The 21,154-nt window shown below is 34.9% G+C and carries 16 protein-coding genes; 5 read left to right on the forward strand and 11 right to left on the reverse strand.

Going from position 1 to position 21,154, the window contains the following annotated elements; all coding sequences use genetic code 11:
- The first annotated feature begins 490 nt into the window (after nt 1–490).
- Nucleotides 491–850 (forward strand): hypothetical protein, encoded by a 360-nt coding sequence (locus ACWA1B_RS16740; protein ID WP_456908823.1) that lies wholly within the window; start codon nt 491–493, stop codon nt 848–850.
- Nucleotides 851–856: 6 nt separating this feature from the next.
- Here the strand turns inward: ACWA1B_RS16740 and ACWA1B_RS16745 are convergent, their stop codons facing one another.
- Nucleotides 857–1,108 (reverse strand): sugar-binding domain-containing protein, encoded by a 252-nt coding sequence (locus tag ACWA1B_RS16745; RefSeq protein ID WP_456908825.1) that lies wholly within the window; start codon nt 1,106–1,108, stop codon nt 857–859.
- Nucleotides 1,109–1,111: 3 nt separating this feature from the next.
- Nucleotides 1,112–1,240 (reverse strand): hypothetical protein, encoded by a 129-nt coding sequence (locus tag ACWA1B_RS16750; RefSeq protein WP_456908827.1) that lies wholly within the window; start codon nt 1,238–1,240, stop codon nt 1,112–1,114.
- A 540-nt stretch (nt 1,241–1,780) separates the two neighbouring features.
- Here ACWA1B_RS16750 and ACWA1B_RS16755 point away from each other — a divergent pair.
- Nucleotides 1,781–2,227, forward strand: coding sequence for a GNAT family N-acetyltransferase (locus ACWA1B_RS16755; RefSeq protein WP_456908829.1), 447 nt, complete (start codon nt 1,781–1,783; stop codon nt 2,225–2,227).
- Nucleotides 2,228–2,230: 3 nt separating this feature from the next.
- On the opposite strand, the gene ACWA1B_RS16760 is transcribed toward ACWA1B_RS16755, so the two are convergent.
- A complete protein-coding gene (locus ACWA1B_RS16760) occupies nt 2,231–3,094 on the reverse strand; it encodes a LysR family transcriptional regulator (protein ID WP_456908831.1) in 864 nt (287 codons plus the stop codon).
- A 63-nt stretch (nt 3,095–3,157) separates the two neighbouring features.
- On the opposite strand from ACWA1B_RS16760, the gene ACWA1B_RS16765 reads away from it, so the two are divergent.
- From ACWA1B_RS16765 to ACWA1B_RS16775, 3 genes are all read left to right on the forward strand, one after another.
- Complete coding sequence (locus ACWA1B_RS16765) at nt 3,158–3,682, forward strand: GNAT family N-acetyltransferase (RefSeq protein ID WP_456908833.1); 525 nt, start codon at nt 3,158–3,160, stop codon at nt 3,680–3,682.
- Between the two features lie 9 nt (nt 3,683–3,691).
- A complete protein-coding gene (locus ACWA1B_RS16770; RefSeq protein ID WP_456908835.1) occupies nt 3,692–4,564 on the forward strand; it encodes a DMT family transporter in 873 nt (290 codons plus the stop codon).
- 137 nt (nt 4,565–4,701) lie between these two features.
- On the forward strand, nt 4,702–5,472 hold the full coding sequence (locus tag ACWA1B_RS16775) for a DUF2490 domain-containing protein (RefSeq protein ID WP_456908837.1): 771 nt from the start codon (nt 4,702–4,704) through the stop codon (nt 5,470–5,472).
- 168 nt (nt 5,473–5,640) lie between these two features.
- Here the strand turns inward: ACWA1B_RS16775 and ACWA1B_RS16780 are convergent, their stop codons facing one another.
- The 8 genes from ACWA1B_RS16780 to ACWA1B_RS16815 form a co-directional block, all read right to left on the reverse strand.
- Nucleotides 5,641–6,636 carry an isoaspartyl peptidase/L-asparaginase family protein gene (locus tag ACWA1B_RS16780; protein WP_456908839.1) on the reverse strand — a complete coding sequence of 332 codons (996 nt, stop codon included), beginning with the start codon at nt 6,634–6,636 and terminating at the stop codon, nt 5,641–5,643.
- 59 nt (nt 6,637–6,695) lie between these two features.
- Entirely contained in the window at nt 6,696–7,598 is a 903-nt protein-coding gene (locus ACWA1B_RS16785; RefSeq protein ID WP_456908841.1) for an ROK family protein, read from the reverse strand.
- 142 nt (nt 7,599–7,740) lie between these two features.
- Complete coding sequence (locus ACWA1B_RS16790; protein ID WP_456908843.1) at nt 7,741–9,201, reverse strand: glycoside hydrolase family 125 protein; 1,461 nt, start codon at nt 9,199–9,201, stop codon at nt 7,741–7,743.
- A gap of 4 nt (nt 9,202–9,205) precedes the next feature.
- On the reverse strand, nt 9,206–11,488 hold the full coding sequence (locus ACWA1B_RS16795) for a GH92 family glycosyl hydrolase (RefSeq protein ID WP_456908845.1): 2,283 nt from the start codon (nt 11,486–11,488) through the stop codon (nt 9,206–9,208).
- Nucleotides 11,489–11,605: 117 nt separating this feature from the next.
- A complete protein-coding gene (locus tag ACWA1B_RS16800) occupies nt 11,606–13,882 on the reverse strand; it encodes a GH92 family glycosyl hydrolase (protein ID WP_456908847.1) in 2,277 nt (758 codons plus the stop codon).
- Between the two features lie 191 nt (nt 13,883–14,073).
- A complete protein-coding gene (locus tag ACWA1B_RS16805; RefSeq protein ID WP_456908849.1) occupies nt 14,074–16,065 on the reverse strand; it encodes a beta-mannosidase in 1,992 nt (663 codons plus the stop codon).
- Nucleotides 16,066–16,494: 429 nt separating this feature from the next.
- Nucleotides 16,495–18,012, reverse strand: coding sequence for a SusD/RagB family nutrient-binding outer membrane lipoprotein (locus tag ACWA1B_RS16810; protein WP_456908851.1), 1,518 nt, complete (start codon nt 18,010–18,012; stop codon nt 16,495–16,497).
- A 16-nt stretch (nt 18,013–18,028) separates the two neighbouring features.
- Nucleotides 18,029–21,118 carry a SusC/RagA family TonB-linked outer membrane protein gene (locus ACWA1B_RS16815; RefSeq protein ID WP_456908852.1) on the reverse strand — a complete coding sequence of 1,030 codons (3,090 nt, stop codon included), beginning with the start codon at nt 21,116–21,118 and terminating at the stop codon, nt 18,029–18,031.
- Between the last annotated feature and the right edge of the window lie 36 nt (nt 21,119–21,154).

Genomic DNA, 21,154 nt, shown 5'->3' on the forward strand with positions numbered 1-21,154 from the left:
TCATCGTTTTCGAGTCTTTTCTGCTTTCCGTTTTATTGATTTTTTAGTCTTCCCCACGCTTTTTTGAAAAGAAAACAACCTTTTGAAGTGGGTTCTCTGGCAGTTTGTTTTCCACAAAAGACGCGAAAGTCCTGGGTTTTCTTCCTTTCAGGCTCTCTTTTACCCGGAATCTCCTCTTCTTCCTCTGGATTTCTCCTGAAAACAGCTCCCATAGCCCCGATAGGAGCGGAAATCCTTTTTGTGGCGGGGTTCGCCGCAAAAAGATTGGAGCGGATAGCGGGAAACAGCTACTTATAGATAATAATCTTAAAACTCCATCGTCTAAACTTAGAAAAGCTTCCACTCCACTCAGCTTGGCAAAAGCTATACTTATATATATTATAGTATAAAATAATTTCTTCCTTATATATATGTATAGAAAACATGAACAAACTTTAACTAGCTATACAGTTATTATATATTTTATCTTTGCTTAAAAAAGAAACCATTAATGATCATACAAGATTTAATTGGCAGATATGCTATTTCAGGAAGTAATCAGGAAGAAAGCAACAACATTAATTATACAGGCGTTTTAACTTTGTCGTTAGATGAAAATGATCGAATTATTGCGCACTGGTTAATTAATAATATACAAGAACAAAAAGGCAAAGGTTTCTTTAAAGATAATATTTTAGTAATTAATTTTAATTATAAAGGTGATGATAGAAAAACCTATAAAGGAGTTGCTGTTTACAGATGCATAACCAAGGATGTTCTTGATGGATTTTGGTCTGAAAAACACGGTAATCCACTCTATCTAGGAACTGAGCATTGTTTAAGAATGGAAAGTTCTGAAGTACTCAACTAATGTCTATTAATTTTTTTTCCATTCAAAATTCCCATTTTGACTTACATTAAATTTAGTGACTTTTCCATTTAAAAATACCCTCGCATAACCAGAAATAGGGCCAAAATGAAGAATAATTTCTTTATCGTTCCAGGAATCTGAAACTGTAAAACTGCGTCTGTAACTCGCAACCGGATTATAATCTCCTGCTATAAATGGAGGATTTTTCGGAAATGGATATGTGATATTAGTATAAATCGGAATATCATAACCATCCAATTCCTAGTTTGATGGCACTTGATTTCCTGACCATTTGCTGACATCGAGATTTGGTTCGAAAAAATTCGTTGGTCGTTGTGCCGGAGTTTTAACAATATCAAATTTCCAAAGTCCGTTTAAACTCTTATACAATGCTGATTTTTTTTAGGATTGTTTTCCTTTAATTCATCTGCATTGCCGTACAAAAGAAACGAACTTCTTCCAGATTCTTTTCCTCTGTCTAATACTTGCGGATTTTCCCATTCATTGATTTGTGCAAAATTAATTGCGCACTAAAGAACAGCGCAGCTGCTAAAAAAATTTTCTTCATCTAACTTTTTTTGATTGTCTAAATTTTGTTTTTGAAACAGAAAAAATGTCATTCCAAATTGATTTAAAGTATTTCTTGTATAAAAAACGTATAAAAAAGAACCTTCCTAACACTAACCAAATCTTAAAAAACGTAAACCTTAAATCAATTTGAAATAACAAATTCTGAATCACAAATTTAGATATTCACTAAAAACACATGAGGGTCAATGCGATTTACTAAAAGGGGTAATTTAGTAATGCTCTTTATTCTGTACAATATTACCCTCTTTATTAATGCGTTTTTAGCATCAATTGATAAAAAATTAGCATTTTACATCATTACTCTTGCTTTTATCTTTGTTGTAAATAATACAAATTAAAATGATATTCAACCATATAATTAAATCTTTTGATGAATTTACGAATCACGAACTGTATCAAATGCTGCGGTTTCGGAGTGAGGTTTTTGTGGTAGAACAAAATTGCCCTTATCTTGATCTGGATAATAAAGATCAGGAAAGTTTTCATCTTTTATATTTTGCAAATGATGAATTGGCTGGCTGTACAAGATTACTTCCGGCAGGATTATCGTATACTGAAATTGCAATTGGAAGAGTTGTAATTGGCCCACGCTTTCGCGGATTGGGATTAGGAAAAAAAATTATGGAAGCTTCAATTGCTGGTTGTCAGGAAAAATTTGGCGAAGGCCCAATTCGGATCAGTGCGCAATATCATTTGTCGAAATTTTATCAATCAGTTGGATTTGTGGAACAAGGCGAACCTTATGACGAAGACGGAATTCCGCATATTGAAATGCTGAAACCATAAAAATCAAGGAATTATCAATTTCAGAACATTGGCTAAAACTGGATTGTGGTCTTCAGTTCTCCAATTGATGTACAAATCGGTTTCCATTGGAAGTTTAATAAATCGAATGCCTGGAATTTCATGAAAAAGATAAGAATCTGGCAAAATTGCAATTCCGAGTCCTTTTCGAACCAGGGCAATAATCGCAGAACCGAATTCAGAATGAAGATAAACTTCCGGAGCGTTTTCAAAAGAATTGAATAATCTTTGAATCAAATCGCTGTAACTGCTGCCTTCATCATTGGTTGGCAAGATGAATTTTTGAGAAGCCAGCGTTTCTTTGGTTAAATCTTCGGGTGTTTTATAAGGATGATTTGCGGGAACAACAATCGCTAAATGATCCGTATGGAATTTTTCTGATTGAATATCTTTGGCATTATTAATATCTCTGGTAATCGCCATATCTATTTTATAATTCCGTAGAAAATCCTGTTGATGTTCATAAAGAACCTGAACGAGTTTGATTTTAAGTTTTGGATAAGTTGCAGAAATTCGGGACAAAATATCTGGCATGATAGAAGCAGAAATTGAATCTGGATGCGCAATCGTAATGGTTCCGCTTTCGCCCAATTGAATCTGACGTGCTGATTGATGAATAAATTCAAGTTTATTAAGCTCGACTTCCCATTTTTCTTTCAGAAACTGGCCAGCAGCAGTAAGTTTGACATTACGTTTATTGCGCTCAAAAAGTTGAACACCCAATTGGTTTTCTAAAGACTGAATTTGACGACTCAATGCCGATTGTGTAATATTCATCTTTCCGGCTGTATTCCAGAAATGAAGTTCTTTGGCAAGAGCCAAAAAATATTTGATTTGTTGCAAGTCCATTGATGCAATTTACGCATTTATTAAGAACAAAAAACATGTTTTAACGCATTAAAAATAATAAAAATGAATACCTTAAAAATTACAAAAGCAAGCCTTGATGATGTTGTAAAACTTCAAAACATTGGAAGACAAACTTTTTCGGAAACTTTTGCAGAAATGAATTCAGAAGAAAATATGACTAAATATCTGGAAGAAAGTTTTGCATCTGAAAAATTAGCTGCTGAACTTAAAAATGAATCATCTTATTTCTATTTAGCCCAGATAGATGAAAAAGCAATTGGCTATCTGAAACTAAATACGGGAGAAGCACAAACCGAGAAACAAGGAAAAAATGCTTTAGAAATTGAACGTATTTATGTTGCAAAAGAATTTCACGGCAAAAAAGTAGCGCAAGCACTTTATGCTCAGGCTGTGCAAATTGCCGAAGAAATAAATGCATCATTCATTTGGCTTGGCGTATGGGAAAAGAATTTTAGAGCGGTAAGTTTTTATACCAAAAACGGTTTTGTGCAATTTGATACCCATATTTTTAGATTAGGCGACGACGAGCAAACTGATTTGATGATGAAAAAAATCCTTAAATCTTAAGATTTCAAAATGGAAAAAAAACGACTTTTATTGATTTTATTAATCATTGGCACTGCCTTTTGGGGCATTTCTTATTCGGTAACAAAAATGGCGATTGGAAATTATTCTCCAGCCACATTTTTATTTTATCGCTTTTTATTGGCAGTTATTATTTTGACCATAATTTTTTGGAAATATGTTAGAGAAAGGAATTTTGAATCGATTAAAACGGGCGGGATTCTGGCAGTTCCAATGTTTTTAGGAATTCATTTGCAAACTATTGGCCTAAAATATACCGATGCATCACAATGTTCTTTCATTGCCGGATTGACCGTTATTATAATTCCATTATTAAAATTGGCCATTTACAAAACCAATGCTTCTTTAAAAATCTGGGGTGCTGCTTTGACTGCTTTGGCAGGTTTATTTATTATCGCCATAAAAGAAAAGTTTAAGATCAATTTAGGCGATTTGTATACCATCACAGGCGCTTTTGCTTTTGCTGTTTATTTGATTTCGGTTGAAAAGCATTCGGCTTTAAAAAATCTTTTATATTCTATTGTTCCAATGTTTGCCTTTTGTGCGCTTTTCACTTTTGTGCTTGCCATCACCGATCACAATGCAGATTGGTTTCCTAAAAATAATACATTCTGGCTTGGCGTAATTTACTGCGCACTATTTTCAACTGCTTATATGTACACGGTTTCAAATATTTCGCAACGTTATTTATCGGCAGAAAGAGTTGCCGTAATTTATTTGTTTGAACCTGTTTTTGGAGCAATTGGAGCTTTTTTCATTTTAGGCGAAAATCTTTCCTGGCGACTTCTTTTGGGTGGAAGTCTAATTTTTGCCGGAACTATAATTTCTGAAGTAAATTTTAAAAATAACAAACTAAAACATTAATAATAAACAAATTACACATTTACAAACAATTTAATTTCCTAAAAAAAGAGTACATTTACTCTGTATTGTTTTGAATTATTGCCTTTAATCGATTCTAAAGAAATTTACTGATTAATCTAATTTCTATCGTACTCTATATGAAGAACAATTTTTCTTGGATTTATATCCTTTTGTTTCCAATTGCAATGATAGGACAACCCAATCAAAAAAAGGAAATTAACCAACAGATTCAAACTTGGGTTTCTATCAATACGGTTACAAAATTTGCCGATCATTGGGGTGTAATTGGCGATTTTCATATAAGACGAAACGACTTTGTAGCCGATCCTAGTTTCTATTTTATAAGAGGAGGATTTACTTATATTCCAAATGCAAATATTTCAGTAACGGCCGGATACGCACATATGTGGCTGGCACCGTCTAATCCTGACTGGAGTACTTTTGCAGATGAAAACAGGATTTATCAACAGGCACAATTAAATGCTAAAGTTGCCAATATAAGTATTTTGCAGCGCTTGAGAAACGAACAACGCTGGCAGGAAAAAATAGTTGATGACAAACCCAGTGGAGATTGGCGTTTTACAAATAGAATCCGCTATTTAATGAGTTTTACTTTCCGAATTTCCGATAATAAATCATGGCCGTCCATGGTGCTTTCAGATGAAATTCTTTTACAATTTGGCGACGAAGCCGTTTACAACACCTTTGACCAAAACCGCTTTTTCATTGGAATAAAAAAAACAATAAACCCAAAATGGAGTTACGATTTTGGGTACATGAATGTTTATCAGCAAAAATATTCAGGTTATCAATATGATATGAATCATACTATTAGGTTGTTTTTTTATCTAAATACAAGTATCCGAAAAAAAGCCTCTTCAACTACTGAAAATTCAGGTGACGAATGATTATTTTTTAAACACATAGAAACATAGAATTTTATTTTAAAAAGAGTGTAAAAAGAAACTCGTTTCTAACACAAAGTCAACTAAGTTTGCTTTAAATAAGTCGAACGCCTTTTTTTGCGCGCGCTAAATCTATGTTTCTATGTGTTAGAATAAATTACGCGAACAGGTTTATTTCAGGAAAAAATCAGCATCAATTAAGCGATTTCCGGTTTCGTCATAAACGGCATAATTAAAACCGCCCTGAACGCAGTACGAACCATATTCGCCATTCTTGTTTAAAGCAATAAAACCAACCTGAATATCTTTTAAATCTTTATTTCTGTTCTTAGTCAATTTAACAATTCTGGCTACAGCTTCTTCACAGGCTTTTTGAGGCGATTTCCCCTGACGCATTAGTTCAACAACCAAATGACAGCCAGTAATTCTGATTACTTCTTCTCCATGACCTGTTGCGGTCGCAGCGCCAATTTCGTTATCGACATATAATCCTGCACCAATAATTGGTGAATCTCCCACACGTCCGTGCATTTTAAATGCCATTCCGCTTGTGGTACATGCTCCGGAAAGATTTCCATCAGCATCTAAGGCAATCATTCCAATAGTATCATGATTTTCAATATTGGCAATTGGCTTGTATTTACTGTCTTTCAGCCATTCCTTCCACTCTTTTTCAGATTCTTCTAAAAGTAAATTTTCCTTTTTAAAACCTTGTTCCAATGCAAATTGCAGAGCACCGTCGCCAACAAGCATTACATGAGGCGTTTTTTCCATCACGGCTCTTGCAACAGAAATAGGATGCTTTATAAATTCAAGACAAGCAACAGAGCCAATATTAGCGTTTTCGTCCATAATACAGGCGTCTAGCGTTACACGTCCATCCCTGTCTGGGCGTCCGCCATAACCTACACTTCTTTCTTTTGGGTCACCTTCTGGAACTTTTACACCAGCTTCTACAGCATCCAGCGCTTTTCCATTCTTTTTAAGAACTTCCCAAGCTGCTTCATTTGCAGGAATTCCAAATCGCCAGGTCGAAAGTACAATTGGTTTCTTTCCTTTTTTAGAAAGAACTTTTTCATCTTTCTCAGATTTCGTCTGAAAAGATTGTAATGCTACTGCAACAGAAGCAATTGCTGTTGTTTTTATAAAATTTCTGCGATTTGTCATGACTTGTATTTTAAAACTTGGAGAAAATAAGGTTTTGCTTAAATGTAAAATTATAAAATCTATCCTTTATAAAACATACTTGAAGCACCTAATAAAGCTGCAATTTCATTATCAGTAGAAATAGAAACACTAATTTCGATTCCGCTTTCATTTAATTTTTTATTGAAAGCCGAAAGAAAAAATTGACTCGCATTAGCAATTTTTCCTCCAATTATAAATTGATCCGCGCCAAATTTCTTCAACCATGGAATCACAACCGAAGCCAGATTTTCTCCCATTTCTTCAAAAACTTTTATAGCGATTTCGTCACCTTCTAGCGCAAGATTATAAAGTTCTAATCCGTTGTTGCGTTTTTTTCCGGTCAAAGTTTCATAATTAGCTAAAAGACCTCTTGCCGAAATATAATCTTCGGCCATGCTATCTTTGTATGGCAAATTGTAGATTTCTCCGTCAGCTGGCACAAATTCACCAGTTGAAACTGAAACTCCTTTGTCTATAAAACAAGCACCTAGTCCAGTACCAAGCGTCACTGCCATCACTTTTTTAGATAAATTTTCGGCATTTTTAAAAACTTCTCCTTTTCCAAAACAAACGGCGTCATTTTCAAAAAGAATTGGAAATTCGCTTGATAGATTTAATGTTCCCTGAAATAAATAACGTACATTCAAACCATAAAAATGTTCGTATTTTGACTGGTCTTTGATCCAGCAGAGTCCGTTAGTATAATCAAAAGGGCCTGGCATACAAACTGCAAGTCCATTAATTGCTTCTACTTTTGAATTTTCAACCGAAGTCCGGATTACTTTTTCCCATATCGACATGACCTCATTCACAGGCAAATTAGAATCGAAAGATTCTTTTTGCACTGAAAAATCAATCACTTTCATATTTACAATATCAATGATTGCAGCGGTAATGTGAGTTCCTCCAATATCGATTCCAACGGCATATTCTTTATTCATTTCTTCTATTTTATCTTATTTTTGAAATTCAGTTTTCGTTTTTCAATTTTCATTTACGGCATAAAAATTCCTTCATTATAATATTGAAACTATAACTACAACTGATTTATTAACTTATTCTATTTCTGATTAAAGGAAATTTTTAGATGTATTTTTCTTTTAAAATATGTGGATATTTGATGCTCGTGTGAACAATCATTTCTCCGAAAAGTGTATTTGCCCAGGCGAACCATTTTCGGGTAAATTTTGCCACATCGTCTTTATGAAACGATTCGTGCATAAAACCAGTATCAGCATTTGTTTTGATCAAATTGCCTATGCAGGCTTTAATTTCTTTTTCGTCAACACTTGTAATGGCTCTCAAAACAATACTCATTGGCCAGATTGTATCGGCACCGGTGTGTGGACCGCCGATTCCCTCACCCGCTTTTCCTTTGTAGAAAAATGGATTATTTTCTGAAAGCACTACTTTTCGTGTATTCAAATATAGTGGACTGTCTGGCTTAATTGCTCCTAAATACGGAAGCGATAATAATGACGGAACATTGGCATCATCCATCATATGAAAACTGCCGTATCCGTTTACTTCAAAAGCAATGATTTTTCCGAATTTTGGATGCTCGATAATTCCGTTTTCTTCTAAACCTTTTTGAACCTGATTTCTTAATTCTGTGGCTTTGGCAACCAAATCTTTGTCCAACATAGCTGGCAAAGAGAAAATTTCGATCAAATAACCCAAAACTTCAATCGCAAACATATTACTCGGAATCAAATATCCAAATAAAGTACTATCATCACTTGGTCTAAATGTAGAAACAATTAATCCACAAGGTTTTACAGGATATCCGTAACCGCTCAAAGGCACACCATCTGTCGCCCAAGCCGTTTCTCTTTGAAAAGTATAAGGACCTTTATCATGCCATCTTTGTTGTTCTTTAAAAGTCTGCAATACTAAAAGCATTGCTTCTTTCCATTGCTTGTCAAACAAACTTAAATCGCCAGTTTCTTTCCAATATCCATGTGCCAAACGAATAGGATAACACAAACTGTCAATTTCCCATTTGCGTTCGTGAATTCCTGGTTTCATCTTGGTCAGGTCATTTTTCCATTCGCTTATTTTAGAAAAATCTTTATAAAAAGCATTAGCATACGGATCAAGCAAAATACATTTTGTCTGGCGATTGATAACACCTTTTACCAATTCGGCTAATTTTTTATCCTCTTTTACAAACGGAATATAAGGCCAAATCTGCGCTGTACTATCACGAAGCCACATGGCATCGATATCTCCAGTAATTACATATGTATCCGGTTTTCCGTCAATAATTTCAAAATCAACTGTTGTATCTAATGTATTTGGAAAACAGTTTTCAAACAGCCATGCCAATTCTGGATTTGCAATTTGTTTTTTGATACGGACAATTGCTGCTTCAATGGCTGGACTTGTAAATTTTCTTTCTGCCAAAGGTGGTCTTTTGCTGATAAAATCTTTAAGTGCAAAATTAAAACTGTCTGAATTCATTGCAAAAACATCCGTTTGAAGCGCTAATAATCCTGCTGAAAAAATGCCTGTATTTTTTATAAATTTTCTACGTGACTGCATAGTATTATTTTGAATTTGAATAAGAATATGGAAAAGCGTCTTTAGAAGTTCCTCTTTGTAAATCAGGTTCTGCCGACATATCAAAATTTAATTCGCCTCCTTTTAAAACATCAAAATGATTGATGTAGTTTTTTGAGTAAGAAGCATTGTTCCATTTTAAATCATTTACATATTTATTGGTTTCTGAATTTTTTGAAGCGTTGATAATAAGCTGTTTTCCGTTTTCTAAATTCAAAGTCAGTTTTTTAAATAACGGTGCTCCCAAAACATATTCATCTGTTGCTGGACAAACCGGATAAAATCCCATTGCCGAGAAAATATACCAAGCCGAAGTCTGACCGTTATCTTCATCTCCGCAATAACCGTCTGGAGTTGGTTTGTACAAACGATTTATTACTTCTCTTGACCAATATTGCGTTTTCCAAGGTTGGCCTGCATAATTGTACAAATAAATCATGTGCTGAATTGGCTGGTTCCCATGTGCATATTGTCCCATATTCATAATCTGCATTTCGCGAATTTCATGAATAACCGATCCATAATAACTGTCATCAAAAACCGGAGGCGTTGTAAAAACAGCATCTAATTTTTCTGTGAATTTTTTCTGTCCGCCCATTAAATCAATCAAACCTTGAACATCATGAAAAACGCTCCAACTGTAATGCAATGCATTTCCTTCTGTAAAAGCATCTCCCCATTTTAACGGATTAAAATTTGCAGGAAAACTTCCGTCCTTGTTTCTGCCACTCATCCAGCCAATTGAGGGATTATATAAATTTTTATAATTCATCATTCGTTTTTCGAATAAACTGATTTCTTTTTTTGGACGATTTAAGGCTTTCGCCAATTTCCAAATCGCAAAATCATCGTAAGCATATTCAAGAGTTCTTGCTGCATTTTCATTAATTTTTACATCATAAGGAACGTAACCAAGTGTATTATAATACGAAACTCCCTTTCTTCCAACAGCTTCCAGAGGGCCTTCATTATTTGCTCCGTGAACTAAAGCTTCATACAAAGTATTGATGTCGTAACCGCGTAATCCTTTAATATAAGCCTCAGAAACTACAGAAGCCGAATTGTTCCCAACCATTACATTTCTGAAACCCGGACTTGACCATTCTGGCAAAAAACCACCTTCTTTGTAATCGTTGATCAAACCTTCCTGCATTTCTTTATTTATTGAAGGATAAACCAAATTCAATAGCGGATATAACGCTCGGAAAGTATCCCAAAAACCAGTTCCTGCATATATATATCCCGGCACAACATTTCCGTTGTATGGACTGTAATGAACCGTTTCTCCTTTTGCATTTATTTCATATTGCTTTTGAGGGAAACATGTTGCGCGGTACAGACAAGAATAAAAAGTTTTTAATTGATCCGCGTCGCTGCTTTCAGGAGTTATTTTTCCTAAAACTTTATTCCATTCATTTTTAGAAGCCGCAACGGTTTCGTTAAAAGAAGCATTTCCTAATTCTTTTAAATTAAGTTCTGCCTGTTCCGCACTTATAAAAGAGGAAGCCACTTTTACGTTAACAATTTCTCCTTTTTTTGTTTTAAAGCCTACAACTGCTCCTGCATGATTATCCTGTAATTCCAGTTTTTCTTTTTCTAAACCTTTATCATTCCATGTCGAATTTGATGCAAAAGGTTTGTCAAAAACCAATACAAAATAGTTTTTAAAATTAGTTGGAACGCCTCCGCTATTGCGTGTTGTGTAACCAATAATTTTATTTTCTGAAGGAATAATTTTGATATACGAACCTTTGTCAAAAGCATCCACTACAATTGAAGATTGTTCATTTTCCGGAAAAGTAATCTGAAAATGCGCTGCTCTTTCTGTCGCTGTAATTTCTGTTGTAACATCATAATCAGCAAGATATACACTGTAATAATATGGTTTTGAAACTTCAGCTTTATGGCTAAACCAACTTGCTCTGTCCGCTTCCGCAAAAGCCAATTTACCAGTCACCGGCATAATCGAAAACTGACCGTAATCATTCATCCAAGGCGATGGCTGATGTGTTTGTTTAAATCCTCTAATTTTTTCGGCAGTATAAATATATGCCCATCCATCACCCATTTTACCGGTTTGCGGTGTCCAGAAATTCATTCCCCAAGGTCTGCAGATCGCTGGATACGTATTTCCGTTAGAAAGACTGTGCAGCGATTGTGTTCCCATTAACGGATTTACATATTCTGCGGGATCTAAAGTTTTAACTTGTGCATTTACAAAAAAGCAACATTGTAATACTCCAAGAAAAATTAAACTTTTTAATTTCATATTCTGTGGTTTTTATCCTAACAAGTTTTCAAAACCTGTTAGGTATTTTTAATATCTTAATAAAAGCTTTACACACCTAACAGGTTTTGAAAACCTGTTAGGATAACCAAAGACTCTTTATATCGGCCTGTCCGATTTTTTTACTCCAAAAGTTGCTGATGGTTTGCTTCCCATAAACAATTTCAGCTCTCCTCCTTTTGCAATCATTTCTTGCGTTATATATGATTTTGTATAAGGTTTTCCGTTGTATTCTGCTTTTTGAATATAGATATTTGTTGCGCTGTTATCAATTGCTTTTATTGAAAATGAAATCCCAGCTTTATGATGAATTACTGCTGAATTTACAAGCGGACTTCCTAGAACGTAAACGCCATTTGCAGGATTAACCGAATAAAATCCCATCGAAGATAAAACATACCAAGCCGACATTTGTCCTAAATCTTCATTACCGCACAATCCGTCTGGTTTTGTTGAGTAGAATTTATCATCGATTTCACGAATTAATTTTGCCGTTTTCCAAGGTTGTCCGGCAAAGGCATACAAATACGGAATATGATGATTTGGTTCATTTCCCTGCGCATACTGTCCAATTAAACCACTGATGTCTGGTGAAATTTCTTCTCCTTCTACTTTGTCTGTAATTTGAAAAAGCGAATCTAATTTAGCCAAAAATTTACTTTCACTTCCAAATAAATCAATTAAACCATAAGGATCCTGAGGAACAAGCCAAGTATATTGCCACGCATTTCCTTCAACATAATCATCTTTACGGTGCGCCGATGAAAGCGGATTGAAAGGCGTTCTCCAATTTCCGTCAGTTAATTTACCGCGCATAAAAGTGGTTTCTTTATCAAAATACAATTTATACAAATTGGCTCTTTTTGTGAAGTAATCATAATCATCTGTCTTGTTTAAAGCTTTTGCCATTTGTGCAATACAATAATCATCAATGGCATATTCTAATGCATTTCCAACAGTTTCCAGCATTTTATCAGCAGGAATGTATTGCAGTTTTTGAACATAATCCATTCCGTCACGCGTTTGCATGGCTGTCTTTTTCATTGCTTCATACGCTAAAGCGACATCATAATCGCGATATCCTTTTAAGTAGGCATCAGCAATTACAGCAATCGAATGATTTCCGTTCATTGTATTGGTTTCGTTACCCATTAAATGCCAAACCGGTAATCTACCTTGTTGCTGGTAAATTGCCAAAAATGATTTTACAATATCATTAATTTTATCTGGCTGTGTTATTGTATATAAAGGATGAAGTCCGCGATAAGTATCCCAAAGTGAGAAAGTCGTGTAGTTGGTGAAATTTGCTTTTTCGTATACTTTTTTATCCGTTCCTCTATAATCTCCGTTGGCATCATTAAAAATGGAAGGCGCAAACATGGTGTGATATAATGAAGTATAAAAAACTTTCATTGTTTTATCATTTCCTGTAATCTGGATTTTATTTAATTCGGCGTTCCATTTTGAAGAAGCCGTTTTAACCGTTTGATCAAAATCCCAATTCGGAATCTCGGCTTTTATATTTGCAGCAGCATTTTCGGTACTTACCGGAGAAATTCCAACTTTCACTAAAACTTGTTTGTTTTTTAAAGCTGCAAAATCCAGAACTGCTTTCATTTTCAAACCTTCACCTTCATTTCCATTTACAGCAGTTTTATCATCGTATAAAGCTAAATTCGAAATTGGTTCAGAGAATTCCATTGTAAAATAAACGCGCTGATCTGTAGCCCATCCAGCTGAAAAACGATAACCGGCAAGTGTCGTTTCATTAATCTTTTTGATAAATGTTTTTACAGGTTTATCCCAGCCAATTCCGTCAGCAAGATCTACTAAAACGTGATTATCATCGGCTGCATTAAAAGTGTATTTATGAAAACCAACTCTTTCACTGGCTGTTAATTCGGCTTTGATTTTATATTTATCCAATAAAACACTATAATATCCCGGTTGGCTTACTTCGTTTTCATGCGAAAAATAAGATCCGTAACCATTTGTCATATCTTCTTTTGTTCCTTTAAACAAAGGCACTTTTCCTGAAACCGGAAGAAGTAAGATATCGTTCAAATCACCAATACCAGTTCCGCTTAAATGCGTATGTGTAAAACCTAAAATGGTATTGCTGACATAATTATAACCGCTGCACCAATCCCAGCCTTCAAAAATATTCACAGGCCCCAATTGAACGGCTCCAAAAGGAACATTGGCACCCACAAAAACGTGACCATGACCTGCTGATCCAATCAATGGATTTACATATTTTGTATAATCTACACTATTTTGGTTTGCTTTCTTTTTCTGCGCATCAACAGGATTTGCAAAAAACAAGTTTAAAGCGAAAATACCGCTAAAAGCTATTTTGGTATATTTTGTAAACATATAATCTTTTTATTATGACTTGCGTAATTGCCCGCGGATAAAACGGATTAAACTGATTTACGCCGATATTTTTTTAATCTTTGAACATGAAATTTAACCGCAAAGAACGCAATCCCGATAGCCATCGGGATACGCAACGTTCGCAAAGTATTTTCCCTTTGAACCTTTGTCCCTTTGTCCCTTTGAACCTCTTAATTGTATCTTTGTAAAACCTCATAAAGCGAATAAACCTTCAAAACTGGTTTTTCGATTTTCCCTTCAAATGTGATTGTTTTTTCTTCTCCTGGTTTTAAATCGAAATAATTGTCGCTCCATTTTCCTGTATAGCCTTTTATGGAAACATTTACATATTTAGCCAACTTTGACGCTTTTAAAACTACTTTATTTGCTTTTATTTCCCAAGTGATTTTTGGGTCTTCCAATTTTAAATTAATCGGACGAGTTAAATCAATTTCTGGTGTTTTATCATCTCTGTAGGCTTCTTTCATGGCGTACCAAGCGGCTTTTGGCTGACGATCGTAATAATCGGTTACGCTCCAGCTTGCTACCGGCCAACAATCGTTAAGCTGCCAAACCAAAGTTCCCATATTATATGGTGCTTTTGAACGATGAATTCCGATAATATTTTTTAAAGAATAATACTGAAGACATTGTGTGAGGTACGTGTAATCCTCAACATTCATCTTTTTTATTTTGGTCGAATCAATAAAATATCGATTCAAATACGAATCTAATTTCATGAATCCTTTACCCGCTTTTTGATGCGCTTCTAAAATATCAGAATATAAATATCGATCTTCTGGCAACGTAATTCTTTCCATTGAAGAATAATTTGGCATTGCCTGCATTCCGTATTCACTCACGAAACGGCCTGTTTTTTTCTGAACTGCTTCTATATCTTCTAATCCCCACCAAGTTCCCCAGTAATGGCTGTCTCCTTCTGTTAGACTTTCAGGTCTTGACCAGTGAAATCGTGGCGAAGAACTTATATACGGACGTTTATTATCGACTTCTTTTACCCATTTTGGAATACTATCCTGAAACAAACGCACATAATCTTTCCATAAACGAGTCGAATCTTGTTTGGACATGTTCATGCTTTTTTGCCATCCCCAGTTTTTAAAAGCTTCGTCGGCTTCGTTGTTACCACACCACAAAACAATACTTTTATGATGACGAAGGCGCTTTACCTGATACTGTACTTCTTTTTTTACATTGTCAAAAAAGGCATCGTCTCCCGGTACCATTGTTCCGGCGAACATAAAATCCTGCCACACATAGATTCCGTTTTTATCACATAAATCGTAGAAATAATCATCTTCATAAATCCCGCCTCCCCAAACACGAAGCATGTTCATGTTGGCGTCTTTGGCCATGCCAATTACTTTTTCATATTCTTTTTTAGTCACTCTAGAAAGAAAAGCATCAGACGGAATATAATTGGCACCTTTCATGTAAACCGGCTTTCCATCAATTTTAAAAAAGAAAGTTTTCCCAAGATTATCCGGCTGTTGAACCAATTCTATTTTGCGATCCAGAACATATGGTTTCTCCGGCGTTTTTTCGTCGTAAACTTCTAAACGAGGTGTTTTCCAAATACCGCAAGTAGTGAATTTTGGTCCCCAATCCCAGCCGAAATGATATTGTGCTTTACGCACATAAGCACGAGGGTTATCTGGAATTACAAAAGGAAGATCTTTTTTTGCCAATGAATCCACAACATTTTGTGCCGATTTGAAAACAACAACCAAATCATTATTTCCCGATTTCAAAAATTTTTTTACATCAACTCGCCATTGACGAAACATATTATCTGCTTTTAAAACTTCTTTATTATTCAGATAAACCGTTGCGTAAGTATCTAATCCGTCGAAAACTAATTCGGCATTTTTCTTTTTTAAAAGCGTTGGCGAAACCTGAAAAGTAGTTTTGTATTCCCAATCTTTTTTCTCAATCCAAACCAGTTTCTTTTCATTATCTCTGTAAAATGGATCTGGAATTGTTTTATTATTCAACAAATCAGTATGGACTTCGCCAGGAACTGTCGCCGGAAACCATTTTTCAGTTTTGGTTTCACGAAATTGCCAGCCCGTTTTTATATTTATATTTTGGGCATTGGCAACAAATGAAAAACTTGCTGCACAAATGCCCAAACACCAATAAACTCTCTTTAAATGTTTCATTTTTACTGAATACTAAATTATTATCGAATCAAATTGATTGCCGGCAGAGTGAGAAGTGCAATTGACCGCAATTGCGCTTCTCTTTTAGGTTTACATTTTAGAATAAAAGCAACTAACAAAATATTCAGAAAAAATTTCCCTTTTACGGCTGCCAAGCTTAGTTTATTTTAGATTTTAGATTTCTGATTTTAGATTCATAACTCTTAAAATCTTTATCATCCTAATTATATTCTTTTGAAAATAATCTCATCTTTTTCAGCACACACATTTAACGTCTGCGAAAAAAATGATTTTGAAAACTGGAGAATAATATAGGGTGATAAAACTCTTCTAATTTAATGAAAATCAAAATAGAAACTAAAAAAATAAGCCGGGAGGTACAGGTATTCCTACCCGGCTTAATTCAACTAACTAACCAATATTTAGAAACTATTGTTTATCCCACCAAATTCTGGTTGTCATTAAATCCAACCCTTGGCGTGAAATTGCTTCTTTATAATTTGCAGCATTTGTGATTAATTCTGACTGATCATAAATTAATCTTCTTGGAATTGTTCCTTTAGTTTCTCCAGTAGGATCATTTACAGGAACTAAAACTGGATATCCAGTTCTTCTGTATTCTGAAAATGCTTCAAAACCATTAAACAACAATACAATCCATTTTTGAGTAATAATCTGCTCGATTTTTTGTGCGTCAGTTCCAGCAGCTTTAAACGGATTTGCCGCGATATAAGTGTTGTATTCAGCAAGTGAAACTGCAGGCACTTTGTCTCCAAAAATCACTAAAACTTCCATAGCGGCTCTAACTCCGTCTTCATATAATTTTTGAGCTGTTCCACCAACATTCCAGCCTTTTACTGCTGCTTCTGCCAAGATGAATTTAACTTCAGCATAAGACATAATCAAAGTTGGAGCATCTAAACGCAATACTGTAGACGTATTTGGATCTGAAAACAATTTTTTGTCTCCTCCAGGAAATTCTTTTGCATCATTTGCAAGACCTTGTTGACTTGCAGGATTATTGTTTCCTGTCGCTTCCAATTTTGCATAAATTCTCAAACGAGGATCATTTGTATTTTTCAATAAATCAATAAAGGTTTTGCTGTATTTTGTGTTAGCATCTCCTCCATTCAAATCATTTCTAACCCAAGATGAAGTAATTGGATTTGTTTTAACTCCCTGCGGTCCTGCATCATGTTTTAAAACAAGACTGTCATCGTTTGATGTAAAAACACCTTTTGTAACTGCTTTTTCAACATATTGTTTTGCTTTGGCAGGATTTACTTTCGACAAACGCATTGCTACTCTCAACATTAAAGAGTTTGCCAATTTTTTCCATTTTGCAACATCACCTTGGTAATACAAATCGGCATTGCCTACAAATGCTTTGTTAGCATCTAAAGCATCTCCAGCTTCATCTAATTCTTTTAAAAGGTCATTGTAGATAGCTTCTTGTGTGTCATATTTTGGGGCAAAAATATTTCCGTTATATCCTTTTCCGGCTTCGAAATAAGGAATTTCACCATAAGTATCTGTCAATTTTTGGAACAAGAAAACCTTCATGATTCGGCATGCCTGAATTGTATTTGTATTATCCGGAGCATCTTTTATAACAGACATCAACTGAAAAATCTGGTTTAATCCTTTTCCGTATGATTCTCCAAAAAGAGAACCTGAATACTCAGAAGAATAAGTGTATTTTGAACCTGGTCCTCCTAATGAAGAAAAGTGTTGTACAATTTGAGCTGCATATGCATTGTTTCCTCTTGTATTTGAATAATCCTGACCATCAACATAAATTTCAGCAAGTGTGAACATTGATTTTACAGCAGGATCAGTCAAAGCATTTGGATTCGTATTCATTTCTTCGAATCCCTTGTCGCAACCTGCTAATGTCATTGCACTAACAATTGCAACACAAAATATTTTTATATATCTATTTTTCATCTTTCAATTTTTATGATTAGAATTTGACATTAAGCGTTAAACCATAATTTCTTGTCAAAGGCATAGAAGCTCTTTCAAGACCTTGAGCATTACTATTAGAATAGTTAGACTCTGGGTCGATATTTGGCACTTTGTCATAAATTGTCCATAAGTTATGTGCTGAAAATGCTAAACTGATAGATTGAAATGGTGTTTTTTGCAAATATGTTTTTGGGAAATTATAAGCAAAAGAGATCGCTCTAAGCTTAACAAAATCAGCATCGTAAACAAAATTTGATGTTACATCACTGTAGCTTCTCCAATAATCGTAAGCTGAAACTGTAGTGTTTACAGCATTTCCGTTAACATCTTTTCCTGACACTGCAATTCCGCCTTCACGACCTGGAAGTGTAATTTCTGATAATCCGTAACGAGTTCCTAACTGGTTTGTAGCAGAATAGATTTCGCCTCCAAATTTCGCATCAACAAAAACTGAAAGTGTAAAGTTTTTATAAGAGAAATCATTTGTAAGTCCCATTGAAGTTGGCGCAACACCTTGACCAGCAATGATTAGATTTCCTCTCATAAATTTTCCATTTGTATCAAGAACAATGTTTCCGCTTGCATCTCTTAAATAATCATACGCTTTGATTACTCCAAAAGGCTGTCCTTTTTCTAAAACTACAGAAGCTCTCGAATCTCTGTTTCCTTCCAATGACTTTGTCGTAATTTTATCTGAAAGATTAACTACTTCACTATCATTGTAAGCAAAGTTATATCCAACATTCCAAGAGAAACTTGGTGTTTTCACTGCTTTTAAGTTCACAGCAAACTCCACCCCTTTATTTAAGATTTCACCAACATTGATTTTTGTTGTTCTGTAACCAGAAGCCTGAGAAATATCAGCATCAGCAATATCGTTTGTTGTTCTTTTTTGGTAAAAAGTCAAATCTGTACTTAATCTGTTATTGAAGAAAGTATTTTCGAAACCAAATTCGATTGTACTAACATTATAAGGTTTCAGGAATTTGTTTGGAACTGTTTCTCCGTTAACACCTAAAATTGGTTGTCCTTGAGAATCTGTTTGTCCGTCTGGCGCAGTATAAGTCAATGATAAAGCATAAGCATCTGGCAATGCACCCCCTACGTTACCCCAACCAGCTCTGAATTTACCATAAGACATCCATTCTGGCAAATCAATAATTTCAGAATAAATAAAACTTGAACTTACAGAAGGATAAAAAGTACTATTGTTTGATGGATCTAAAGTAGAAAACCAATCTTCACGACCTGTTAAACTTACATATAAGAAATCTTTATATCCGATATCAGCAGAATAGAAAAGTGAGTTTACTTCGCTTTCAGAAAATAATTTTTCTGTTTTATCTGGCTGTGTATTTCCATAGAAATATTTGAACGGAACAATGAAATTATTTCCTTTCATTTTGATACCGCTGTATCTGTTATGCTGACGGTTTGCTCCAACAAAAGCATCTAATGAAAGATTTTTTACAATATCACCTTTGTATCCTAAATAACCAGAAGCATTGTACTCTGTACGTCCTTCTACTCTGTTTTCGTAAGATCCACCAGGATTGTAGTTTATTCCAGTAGGCTCGATTTCAGTATATTCATAATTAATATCATCAATACCAATAACACCTTTAGCATAAATTTTTTCTGTAATGTTATAATTCACTTTTGCAGAACCAATAAAACGTTTTCTAAGGTCATCATTTAAAGGTTCTTGAGTCGCAAAATATGGATTTGTATGATACGTGTTTGCACCAAAATAATCTGCTTCACCACCGTTAGCATCATAAGCATCACTAATCCATCTGATGTCTGTTCCCGGGGTCATAAAAGTGGTTGGGAAAGAAGGATTTCTAGGCGAATCATTCAAATAAGGTCGGTTATGACTTTTCTCTGTAATATATTGCGCATTAGACTCAATGCTTATTTTTTTGTTTGGAGCCGAATTCAAGCTTAATGCCACGTTGTTTCTTGCGAAATTTGTTCCTGGCATAATTGACTCATCTTTAGTATTTCCAAAAGATAATCTGAAATTCGTTGTTTCATTTCCTCCAGAAACTGCTAACGTATTGCTGAAAGAATATCCGTTTCTGTAGAAATTTTCAACATTATTTTTTCCATATGCTTGATAAGGTCTTGTTTTTCCGTCAAGTGAAAGAGAAGGCGTTCCGTCATATTTATCTCCCCATGCAAAATAGTAAGAATCTCTAAGTTCCTGCAAATCGCTGAATCTTGTAGCAACACCGTTTACAGGCGCTCCTGCTCCATATTGATCTTGCCAATGCAAAAGACTTGCTGGTGTATTAAAAGTAGAATTTGTACTGAAATCTACTCCTAAACCTGTTCCGTTTTTACCTTTTTTTGTCGTAATCAAGATTACACCGTTTGATCCTCTGTAACCGTAAAGAGCAGAAGCGGCACTACCTTTTAATACTGACATAGAAGCAATATCTTCTGGGTTGAATGACGACATTCCGTCTCCTTTATCAGCTCCACCCCACATGTTAGCATTTCCTTGTTGACTGTTATCGATCGGAATACCATCTACAACATACAACGGCTGGTTTAATCCAGAAGCGGAAGTTGCTCCACGAATAACCACACGGCTTGAACCAGAAGGTCCTGTAACCGGCGCAGAAACGTTAACTCCGGCAATTTTTCCCTGAAGAGCATTTCCTAAGTTAATTTCTTTATTCTTTGTAAGGTCTTCTCCTTTAAGTTCTCCAACTGCGTAACCTAAAGCTTTCTTTTGTTTTTTAACTCCAAATGAAGTTACTACTACATCTTTTAATTCTTGTGCATTTTCGATTAATACAACCGAAACTCTGTTTTCGTTTTCCTGAAGTACTATTGATTTTGATACAAAACCGATAGAAGATACATTAAGTGTAACTTTACCTTCCGGAACATTCATTTTAAATCTCCCCTCAGCATCAGTAACTCCGCTAAATGGTTTTCCTTGAACCTCAATGGATGCAGCAACAATTCCCTTGTTCTGTGCATCAGCAACTATGCCTGTTATTAATCGATTTTGCGCAACAGCACCAAGGCTGCTTAACAATACCATTCCTAACACTGCTAAAATTCGTTTCATAAGCATTTTTTTTGGTTATTTGTTTTGATTTTTGTT

The sequence above is a fragment of the Flavobacterium xizangense genome, from assembly GCF_054075145.1.

Excerpts from the sequence above, each read along its gene's own strand:
- ACWA1B_RS16740 (WP_456908823.1), top strand. The coding sequence starts at position 491 with ATGATCATACAAGATTTAATTGGCAGATATGCTATTTCAGGAAGTAAT.
- ACWA1B_RS16755 (WP_456908829.1), top strand. The coding sequence starts at position 1,781 with ATGATATTCAACCATATAATTAAATCTTTTGATGAATTTACGAATCAC.
- ACWA1B_RS16760 (WP_456908831.1), bottom strand. The coding sequence starts at position 3,094 with ATGGACTTGCAACAAATCAAATATTTTTTGGCTCTTGCCAAAGAACTT.
- ACWA1B_RS16765 (WP_456908833.1), top strand. The coding sequence starts at position 3,158 with ATGAATACCTTAAAAATTACAAAAGCAAGCCTTGATGATGTTGTAAAA.
- ACWA1B_RS16770 (WP_456908835.1), top strand. The coding sequence starts at position 3,692 with ATGGAAAAAAAACGACTTTTATTGATTTTATTAATCATTGGCACTGCC.
- ACWA1B_RS16775 (WP_456908837.1), top strand. The coding sequence starts at position 4,702 with ATGAAGAACAATTTTTCTTGGATTTATATCCTTTTGTTTCCAATTGCA.
- ACWA1B_RS16780 (WP_456908839.1), bottom strand. The coding sequence starts at position 6,636 with ATGACAAATCGCAGAAATTTTATAAAAACAACAGCAATTGCTTCTGTT.
- ACWA1B_RS16785 (WP_456908841.1), bottom strand. The coding sequence starts at position 7,598 with ATGAATAAAGAATATGCCGTTGGAATCGATATTGGAGGAACTCACATT.
- ACWA1B_RS16790 (WP_456908843.1), bottom strand. The coding sequence starts at position 9,201 with ATGCAGTCACGTAGAAAATTTATAAAAAATACAGGCATTTTTTCAGCA.
- ACWA1B_RS16795 (WP_456908845.1), bottom strand. The coding sequence starts at position 11,488 with ATGAAATTAAAAAGTTTAATTTTTCTTGGAGTATTACAATGTTGCTTT.
- ACWA1B_RS16800 (WP_456908847.1), bottom strand. The coding sequence starts at position 13,882 with ATGTTTACAAAATATACCAAAATAGCTTTTAGCGGTATTTTCGCTTTA.
- ACWA1B_RS16805 (WP_456908849.1), bottom strand. The coding sequence starts at position 16,065 with ATGAAACATTTAAAGAGAGTTTATTGGTGTTTGGGCATTTGTGCAGCA.
- ACWA1B_RS16810 (WP_456908851.1), bottom strand. The coding sequence starts at position 18,012 with ATGAAAAATAGATATATAAAAATATTTTGTGTTGCAATTGTTAGTGCA.
- ACWA1B_RS16815 (WP_456908852.1), bottom strand. The coding sequence starts at position 21,118 with ATGAAACGAATTTTAGCAGTGTTAGGAATGGTATTGTTAAGCAGCCTT.